7 protein-coding genes are annotated in these 8,119 nt (G+C 70.1%); 4 read left to right on the top strand and 3 right to left on the bottom strand.

Translation table 11 applies throughout. The features are described from left to right. Positions 1 to 29: 29 nt before the first annotated feature. Together VFV89_RS22880 and VFV89_RS22875 are read right to left on the bottom strand one after the other, a co-directional pair. A complete protein-coding gene (locus VFV89_RS22880; protein ID WP_329708298.1) occupies positions 30 to 170 on the bottom strand; it encodes a GPGG-motif small membrane protein in 141 nt (46 codons plus the stop codon). A 48-nt stretch (positions 171 to 218) separates the two neighbouring features. After that, on the bottom strand, positions 219 to 668 hold the full coding sequence (locus tag VFV89_RS22875; protein WP_329708297.1) for a DUF5709 domain-containing protein: 450 nt from the start codon (positions 666 to 668) through the stop codon (positions 219 to 221). 242 nt (positions 669 to 910) lie between these two features. Here VFV89_RS22875 and VFV89_RS22870 point away from each other — a divergent pair, with 242 nt between their 5' ends. The 4 genes from VFV89_RS22870 (at position 911) to VFV89_RS22855 (ending at position 5,502) form a co-directional block, all read left to right on the top strand. Next, on the top strand, positions 911 to 2,029 hold the full coding sequence (locus VFV89_RS22870; protein WP_329708296.1) for a sugar ABC transporter substrate-binding protein: 1,119 nt from the start codon (positions 911 to 913) through the stop codon (positions 2,027 to 2,029). A 118-nt stretch (positions 2,030 to 2,147) separates the two neighbouring features. Next, positions 2,148 to 2,972 (top strand): ATP-binding cassette domain-containing protein, encoded by an 825-nt coding sequence (locus VFV89_RS22865; protein ID WP_329708295.1) that lies wholly within the window; start codon positions 2,148 to 2,150, stop codon positions 2,970 to 2,972. Beyond that, positions 2,969 to 4,249, top strand: a complete 1,281-nt coding sequence (locus VFV89_RS22860) for a sugar ABC transporter permease (RefSeq protein ID WP_329708294.1) — start codon at positions 2,969 to 2,971, stop codon at positions 4,247 to 4,249. The genes VFV89_RS22865 and VFV89_RS22860 overlap by 4 nt, the downstream gene beginning before the upstream one ends. 14 nt (positions 4,250 to 4,263) lie before the next feature. Continuing rightward, a complete protein-coding gene (locus VFV89_RS22855; protein ID WP_329708293.1) occupies positions 4,264 to 5,502 on the top strand; it encodes an ROK family protein in 1,239 nt (412 codons plus the stop codon). Positions 5,503 to 5,530: 28 nt separating this feature from the next. On the opposite strand, the gene VFV89_RS22850 is transcribed toward VFV89_RS22855, so the two are convergent. Continuing rightward, positions 5,531 to 8,083 (bottom strand): bifunctional FO biosynthesis protein CofGH, encoded by a 2,553-nt coding sequence (locus tag VFV89_RS22850; RefSeq protein WP_329708292.1) that lies wholly within the window; start codon positions 8,081 to 8,083, stop codon positions 5,531 to 5,533. Positions 8,084 to 8,119 lie beyond the last annotated feature (36 nt).

Raw genomic sequence — 8,119 nt, 5'->3', positions numbered from 1 at the left:
TCGCCGCCGAGGCCCTCGCTGCCGCGTGACTACTTGAAGATGCTGTACCCGCCCGGCCCGACGATGAAGGCCAGGATGATCAGGATGATCCCCCACAGGATCTGACCTCGGAACAGCGACACGATGCCCGCGATGCCGATGACGACAGCAAGCAACCAGACCAGGAACATGAGCACTCCCTTCCCACGAGCCGCCTGGTGGCGGACCGCACAAAGACGTCAGTACCCTTCTTCGTCCGGAACGATGTGTACGGCGGCCTCCTCCGCCGACGCGCCCGCGCCGTCGATGCCCACGTCGTCGGCGACCAGGTCCTTCTCGGTGTCCTCACCGAGCCCCTCGTCGGGGTCGACCAGCCGGCCGGCGCGCCGGTCGCCGACCTCTCCGTCGTAGAGCTCCTCGTCGTCGACGTCGGTCGCGTCGTAGGGGTCGGACTCGGTCTCCTCCTGGCTCAGCCGCTGGTCGAGCGACTCGCCGCTGGCCTCCTCGTACGGCGTGTTGCCGTAGCCCTGCGCGGCGGACCAGCGCTCGGGTGGCGAGTATCCGCGGTCCAGCTCGTCGTCCACGTCCGGGTCGGGCAGGCCGTCGATGTTGGACGGCTGGTCCTCGTCGTCGACGCTGTAGTCGCCGTAGGACTCCTGGTCCCCGCTCTCGAAGTCTCGCTCAGTCACATCTGCCACGGTATCCAACCGGGCGGTCGCTCATCGACGGCGGAAACCGCCCCCTCACCACGCCGACTCGTGGGTGACGGTCGTGACCGATTTGTTATGTGCGACAACATAGAGCCGGGCCCGGCCCCCTTGCGGTGGGTCGGGGCGCTCACTAAGTTGTGCGCGACAACATACGTGTGATGGTGCTCACCCAACACCCTCGGATGCGCGGGCATCACCATGAAACCCGGAGGGACACCAGCATGGGCAGTAGTTCTGTGTTCAAGCGCTTGGTCGCGGGGTCGGTGATGGGGCTGGTTGCCCTCTCCGTCGCCGCCTGCGGAAGCGACGACGACTCGGGTAGCTCCTCCAGTGGTGGTGGCGGTGGAGGCACCGACGTCGGGGTGATCCTTCCCGACACGACCACCTCGCCACGCTGGGAGGCCAACGACCGTCCCAGCCTCGAGGCCGCCTTCAAGGCCGCGAACGTCACCTACGACATCCAGAACGCCCAGGGCGACACCGGCAAGTTCGGCCAGCTCTGCGACCAGATGATCGGCGAGGGCGTCAAGGTCCTGATGATCGTCAACCTCGACCAGGAGTCGGGCAAGGCCTGCCTCGACAAGGCGGCCACCGCAGGAGTGCAGAGCATCGACTACGACCGGCTCACCCCGGGCGGCGGCGCGTCCTACTACGTGTCGTTCGACAACGTGAAGGTCGGCGAGCTGATGGGCACCGGTCTGATCGCGGCGCTCGATGCGGCGGGCAAGACCCAGGCCAACATCGTCTACGTCAACGGCGCGGCCACCGACAACAACGCGGCTCTGTTCAAGAGCGGCTACGAAGCGGCGCTCAAGGACAAGATCGACTCCGGCGACTACAAGCTCGTCGGCGACCAGAGCGGTGAGTGGGACGCCACCAAGGCCGGCACGGTGTTCGAGCAGATGTACACCGACAACGGCGGCAAGATCGACGGTGTCATCTCGGCCAACGACACGATGGCCGGCGGCATCATCGCCCGCCTCAAGGCCGCAGGCGTCGCGGGCACCATCCCGGTGACCGGCCAGGACGCCAGCGTGGAGGGTCTGCAGAACATCCTGCAAGGCTTCCAGTCCGGCACGGTGTACAAGAACACGAATCTCGAGGCGGACGCGGCCTCCAAGCTCGCGATCGCCCTGATCAAGGGTGAGGACGCCTCCTCGCTGGCCACGGGTTCGGTGACCGACCCGGACACCAACAAGGAGGTGCCGTCGGCACTGGCCACCCCGGTGTGGGTGACGGTCGACAACATCACGCAGCCGTTCGACGACGGCTTCGCCAAGGCCTCCGACGTCTGCACCGGCCCGATCGCGGACCTCTGCACTCAGGCCGGGATCAGCTGACAACGGCGGCGGTCCGGCCGGCTCCCCCCCAGCGGCCGGACCGCCGTACCTCTCGCCCTCGCTTCACCAAGGAACTTACGATCGGCCCCCGACGAACAGCCCAGCGGAAGGACCGTCCATGACCGCCGAGGCCCTCGCTCCGCAGGATGCCGGCTCCGAGTCCGAGCCCATCCTCAGCCTGCGTGGCATCCAGAAGAGCTTCGGGGCGGTGCACGTGCTCCGCGGTGTTGATCTCGACGTACGCCGCGGCGAGGTCACCGCGCTGGTCGGTGACAATGGCGCCGGCAAGAGCACCCTGATCAAGGGCATCGCCGGGATCCACGGCTTCGACGAGGGCGAGTACCTCTTCGAGGGGAAGCCGGTCACCGTCCACGGGCCCCGCGACGCCAACGCGCTCGGGATCGAGGTCGTCTACCAGGACCTCGCGCTGTGCGACAACCTCGACGTGGTCCACAACATGTTCCTCGGTCGCGAGCTCGGCAGCGTCGCGGCGCTCGACGAGGACGCCATGGAGGCCCGGGCCCGCGAGACGCTCGACGGGCTGTCGGTCCGGACGCTGCAGTCGGTCCGCACGTCGGTGGCCTCCCTGTCCGGTGGCCAGCGGCAGACCGTGGCCATCGCCCGCGCGGTGCTCTGGAACTCCAAGCTGGTCGTCCTCGACGAGCCGACCGCCGCCCTGGGCGTCGCCCAGACCGACCAGGTGCTGAAGTTGGTGCGCCGGCTGGCCGACAACGGCCTGGCCGTGATCCTCATCAGCCACAACCTCAACGACGTCTTCGAGGTGGCCGACGACATCGCGGTCCTCTACCTCGGCGCGATGGTGGCCCAGGTCAAGCGCGCCGACGTCACCTCCAACCAGGTGGTCGAGCTGATCACCAGCGGCCGCTACGGCGACGTGGGGCTCAGCGCCCAGACGGCCGCGGAGATCCAGGAGGACCAGTGACGACCCCGACCACGCAGGCGACCGACCCGCACGCGGACGAACCGGAGGTCCCACCCAGCTCTTCAGGGAGCCTCGGCGACATCGTTCGCGCCTACTTCGCCAGGCTCCGCGGCGGCGACCTGGGGTCCTTGCCCGCCGTCCTCGGCCTGATCGTGCTGGTGGCCGTGTTCTCCGCGCTACGACCCGAGCGGTTCCCCAGCGCGTTCAACATCGCCAACCTGCTCAACCAGTCCGCCGCCGTCGTGGTCCTGGCGATGGGCCTGGTCTTCGTGCTGCTGCTCGGCGAGATCGACCTGTCGGCCGGGTTCACCGGCGGCACGGCGGCCGCGGTCACGGGTGTGGTGATGACCAATCACGGGTGGGGGTGGATCCCTTCGCTCCTGACCGGTTTGGCGACCGGCGCAGTGATCGGCACGGTCATCGGTCTCCTGGTGGCGCGGCTCGGGATCCCGTCGTTCGTGGTCACGCTGGCCTTCTTCCTCGGCCTCCAGGGCGTCGTGCTGGTGATCATCGGCGAGGGCGGCACCATCGCCTATCGCAACGAGGTGATCCTCAAGCTGAACAACGACCCGATGCCGGTATGGCTCGGCTGGACGATCGCGGTGGTCGGGCTCGCGCTCTACGCCATCCTGACCTGGCGCACGGACAGCCGTCGGCGCAGGCACGGGCTGGAGGCCCAGCCCGTGCTGCTGTGGGCCATCAAGACCGGCGCGCTGGTGGTCCTGGTCCTGGCCTTCATCGCCTTCCTCTCGCAGGAGCGCAGCCCCAACCCCACCCTGAAGTCGATCAAGGGCGTTCCGCTCGTGGTCGCGATCATCGTGGCGCTGCTGGTGGTGCTCACCTACCTGCTCGACCGCACTGCCTGGGGCCGGCACATCTACGCCGTCGGCGGCAACGCCGAGGCCTCGCGCCGGTCCGGTATCAGCGTCGCCAGGATCAAGCTCACCTGCTTCATCACGTGCTCGACCATGGCGGCGGTGGCCGGCCTGCTGATCGCCAGCCGCAACAACTCTGCGTCACCGACCACCGGCGGCGGGACGTTCCTGTTGTACGGCGTCGGTGCAGCGGTGATCGGTGGCACCAGCCTGTTCGGTGGCAAGGGCCGGGTGTCCAACGCGATCATCGGTGGGCTGGTCATCAGCGTCATCGACAACGGCATGGGGCTGCTGCGCCAGTCGACCGGCAACGTCTACATGATCACCGGTCTGGTGCTGCTCGTGGCTGCGAGCGTCGACGCGATCAGCCGCAGGCAGGCCACTGCATCCGGCAGAGCCTAGCCGGGGCAAGGGCGATGTCCCCTCGATCCGGCAGCCCTCCTGCTTCCCCGACGAAGACGGGTCTCGGACAGGAGGAGCTGCGCCGGAACAACCTGAGCGCTCTCCTGACCCGCGTCCACGTCCACGGCGCCATCAGCCGGGCGGCGCTGACCCGCGACCTCGGCCTGAACCGCAGCACGATAGGCGGTCTGGCGACGACGCTCGGGGAGCTCGGCCTGGTCGACGAGCGGCACCCGTCCGGGACCCGAGCGTCCGGGCGACCGTCGCTGGTGCTCGAGCCGCGACGGGACAACGTCGCGGTCGGGATCGACATCGGCGTCGACCGCATCGTCACGGCGCTGGTGGCGCTCGGCGGCGACGTGCTCCAGCGGCGCCAGCGGCTTCATGCGCGCGGCGAGCATGACGTCGAGCACGTCATCGAGTCCACGGCCCAGATGGTCGACGAGCTGCTGGCCGCCCAGCCGGGCGTGCGCTGCCTCGGCGTAGGGGTCTCGGTGCCCGGCGCTGTCCGTAACTCCGACGGCCTGGTCCGCTTCGCTCCCAACCTCGGCTGGGTCGACCAGCCGTTCGCCGAGCTGTTCTCCCGACGCGTCGGGCTGCCGGTGTTCACCGGCAACGACGCGGACCTCGGAGTGCTGTCGGAGCACCTGCGTGGCGCGGCGGTCGGCTACGCCGACGTGGCCTACCTCAACGGAAGCGTCGGCATCGGCGGCGGTTTCCTGGTCGGTGGGGTGCCGCTGTCGGGAGCCCGCGGCTACGCCGGCGAGGTGGGCCACCTGCTCGTGGACGGCCAGGTCGGGGAGCGGTGCCGCTGCGGAAACATCGGCTGCTGGGAGACCAAGGTCGGCGAGAACCACCTCCTCGTGAACGCCGGCAGGCTCCCGGGCGGGGGACCGGAGGGTGTCGCCGACGTGATCGCGGCGGCCGCCATGGGGGAGCTCCGGGCGAGCGCGGCGCTCGACGAGGTGGGTTACTGGGTCGGCGTGGGGCTGCGGGCCGTCATCAACGTCTTCGACCCCGAGATCATCGTGCTCGGAGGCTCGATGGCCGCCGTGTGGGAGGCACGCCGCGAGATCGTCGACACGACCATCGACCGGTGGACGCTGATGACGCCCCGGCGCGATGTCGTCATCCGACCCTCGGCGTTCGGGTTCGACTCGCCGTGGCGCGGCGCCGCGGAGCTCGTGTTCGCACCACTCCTCGCCGACCCCGCGCGCGTGCTCGCCCGGACCGAAGGAGTTCTGCCCGCATGACCGGTGGCGTCCGCCGGCACGTGCGCGATCAACGCCGCCCGTAGGTCGTCGTCCGCTCGACGACCGGGCGCCCGATGCCGGCCCCGATCTCGACGAGCTCCTCGACGGTCTTGGCCGAGCCGTGCTCGGAGCCGGCCATCCGGGAGATGGTCTCCTCCATCAGGGTGCCGCCGAGGTCGTTGGCACCGGCCCGGAGCATCGCGCGGGTGCCGTCCACGCCGAGCTTGACCCAGCTGGTCTGGATGTTGGGGATCCGGCCGTGCAGCAGGATCCGGGCCAGCGCGTGCACGGCGAGGTTGTCGCGCAGCGACGGGCCGGGACGGGCGACGCCGGCGAGGTAGATCGGTGAGCTGTGGTGGACGAACGGCAGCGGCACGAACTCGGTGAAGCCGCTTCCACCGATTTCCAGGGAGTCGTCCTGGATGCGGGACAGGACGCGGAGGTGGTTGACCCAGTGCCTGGGGTTGTCGACGTGGCCGTACATCATCGTGCTGGTGGTCGGGATGCCGAGACGGTGGGCGGTGGTGACCACCTCGATCCAGGTCCGGGTCGGCAGCTTGCCCTTGGTGAGGATCCAGCGGACCTCGTCGTCGAGGATCTCCGCGGCGGTGCCGGGCAGGGAGCCGAGGCCGGCCTCGCGGGCCTTGATCAGGAAGTCCTCGATCGAGAGCCCGGTGCGGGCGGTGCCGTTGACGACCTCCATCGGGCTGAAGGCGTGCACATGCATCTCGGGCACCCGCTGCTTGACCGCAGTGACCAGGTCGAAGTAGGCGGTGGCCGGCAGCTCGGGGTCGATGCCGCCCTGCATGCACACCTCGGTGGCGCCGAGCTCCCAGGCCTCCGCGGCCCGGTCGGCGACCTCTTCCAGGGACAGCGAGTAGGCGTCGGCGTCGGTGCGCCGCTGCGCGAACGCACAGAACCGGCAGCCGACGTAGCAGACGTTGGTGAAGTTGATGTTGCGGTTGACGACGTAGGTGACCTCCTCGCCGACGGTCTCACGCCGAAGCTCGTCGGCGAGCCGGCAGACCTCCTCCAGCAGCGGCCCCTCGGCCGTCATCAGGGTCAGCGCGTGCTCGTCCGAGAGGTTGCCGGGGTCCTTCTCGGCGGCCGCCAGGGCCGATAGTCCCAGACGTTTCTCACGCGACACGCCAACATCGGTGTTGGAAAGGTCTGGGACTATCCCGGACGCGGCGGCACGGACGGCATCCCAGTCGCCGTAGACCTCGGAGAAGTCCGAGCGGCGGTCCTTGCTGCGGCCTTCGGTGTCGACCGCCTCGAACAGGTCGGTCCGGCCCACGCTCGCGAAGCCGCCGTCCGGCTCCTGCCACGGCAGGCCGACCGGGCGTACGCCGGGGCGCGCCAGCCCGTCGTCCCTCGCCAGCGCGGCCACGTGCGCGGAGATCCGCGGGTCCAGCCAGGGCTCGCCGCGCAGGACATACTCCGGGTGCACGGTCAGCCGCGCCCTGAGCTCGAAGCCGCAGTCGGCGGTGATCGCCCGGAGCCGCTCCAGCGAGGGCCACGGCCGCTCGGGGTTCACGTGGTCCGGGGTGAGCGGGGAGACCCCGCCCCAGTCGTCGACGCCCGCGTCCAGCAGCGCGCTGCACTCCTGCGCGCCCTCGGAGTGGTCGACCAGGTTGGGCGGGGCCTGGACCCGCGCCTTCGGGCCGAGCAGGAGCCGGGTGACGGCGATCGCCGCGCGGTACTCGTCCAGGCCGAGGTCGTCGGCGTGCCGCATCGCGGTCTCGGGCTTGGCCCGGAAGTTCTGGACGATCACCTCCTGGACCGCGCCGTAGGCGCGGGAGGTGGCGCGCAGTGCCAGGATCGTCTCGGCGCGCTCGGTCAGCGTCTCGCCGATCCCGACGAGCAGCCCGGTGGTGAACGGGATCGAGAGCCGGCCCGCGTCCTCGAGCACCCGGAGCCGGACCGCGGGGTCCTTGTCGGGGGAGCCGTGGTGTGCCTCGCCCCTGGTCTCGAAGAGCCGCCGCGAGGTCGTCTCGAGCATCATCCCCATCGACGGCGCCACCGGCTTGAGCCGGTTCAGCTCCTCCCAGGACATCACCCCCGGGTTGAGGTGCGGCAACAGCCCGGTCTCCTCCAGCACCTGCACCGCCATCGCGCGGACGTAGGCGAGTGTGGAGTCATAGCCCCGCTCGTCCAGCCACTGCCGAGCCTCCGGCCAGCGCTCCTCGGGCCGGTCGCCGAGCGTGAACAGCGCCTCGAGGCAGCCGAGCTCGGCGCCCTGGCGGGCGATCTCGAGGATCTCGTCGGGGGAGAGGTACGCCGCCCGGCCCGCGCGCCACCCCTGGGCCGGGGTCTCGACGAAGGTGCAGTAGTGGCACCGGTCGCGGCAGAGCCGGGTGACCGGGATGAAGACCTTGGGCGAGTACGTCGTGACGCCGGGCCTTCCGGCTGCGACCAGGCCGGCGTCGCGGACCCGCGCGGCGATCGCGCAGAGAGCGTCCAGCTGTTCGCCGGTGGCAGCAAGGAGGGCGGTGGCCTCGTCGACGTCGAGTGCGGCACCGCGTTCCGCACGCGCCAGGGCGCGGCGTACCTGCTGCGGGGTGATGTCGTGCTCCGGCACCTGCTCAGCCTAGGACGGTCGGGGGAGCGCCCGGCG

Origin of the sequence: Nocardioides sp., from assembly GCF_036274455.1 — a bacterium.
Classification (GTDB): domain Bacteria; phylum Actinomycetota; class Actinomycetes; order Propionibacteriales; family Nocardioidaceae; genus Nocardioides.
This window is presented reverse-complemented; position numbering and strand designations above follow the sequence as displayed.

What these genes read in the sequence shown, in the direction of transcription:
- VFV89_RS22865 (WP_329708295.1), top strand. Translation starts at nt 2,148, where the DNA reads ATGACCGCCGAGGCCCTCGCTCCGCAGGATGCCGGCTCCGAGTCCGAG.
- VFV89_RS22880 (WP_329708298.1), bottom strand. Translation starts at nt 170, where the DNA reads ATGTTCCTGGTCTGGTTGCTTGCTGTCGTCATCGGCATCGCGGGCATC.
- VFV89_RS22855 (WP_329708293.1), top strand. Translation starts at nt 4,264, where the DNA reads ATGTCCCCTCGATCCGGCAGCCCTCCTGCTTCCCCGACGAAGACGGGT.
- VFV89_RS22870 (WP_329708296.1), top strand. Translation starts at nt 911, where the DNA reads ATGGGCAGTAGTTCTGTGTTCAAGCGCTTGGTCGCGGGGTCGGTGATG.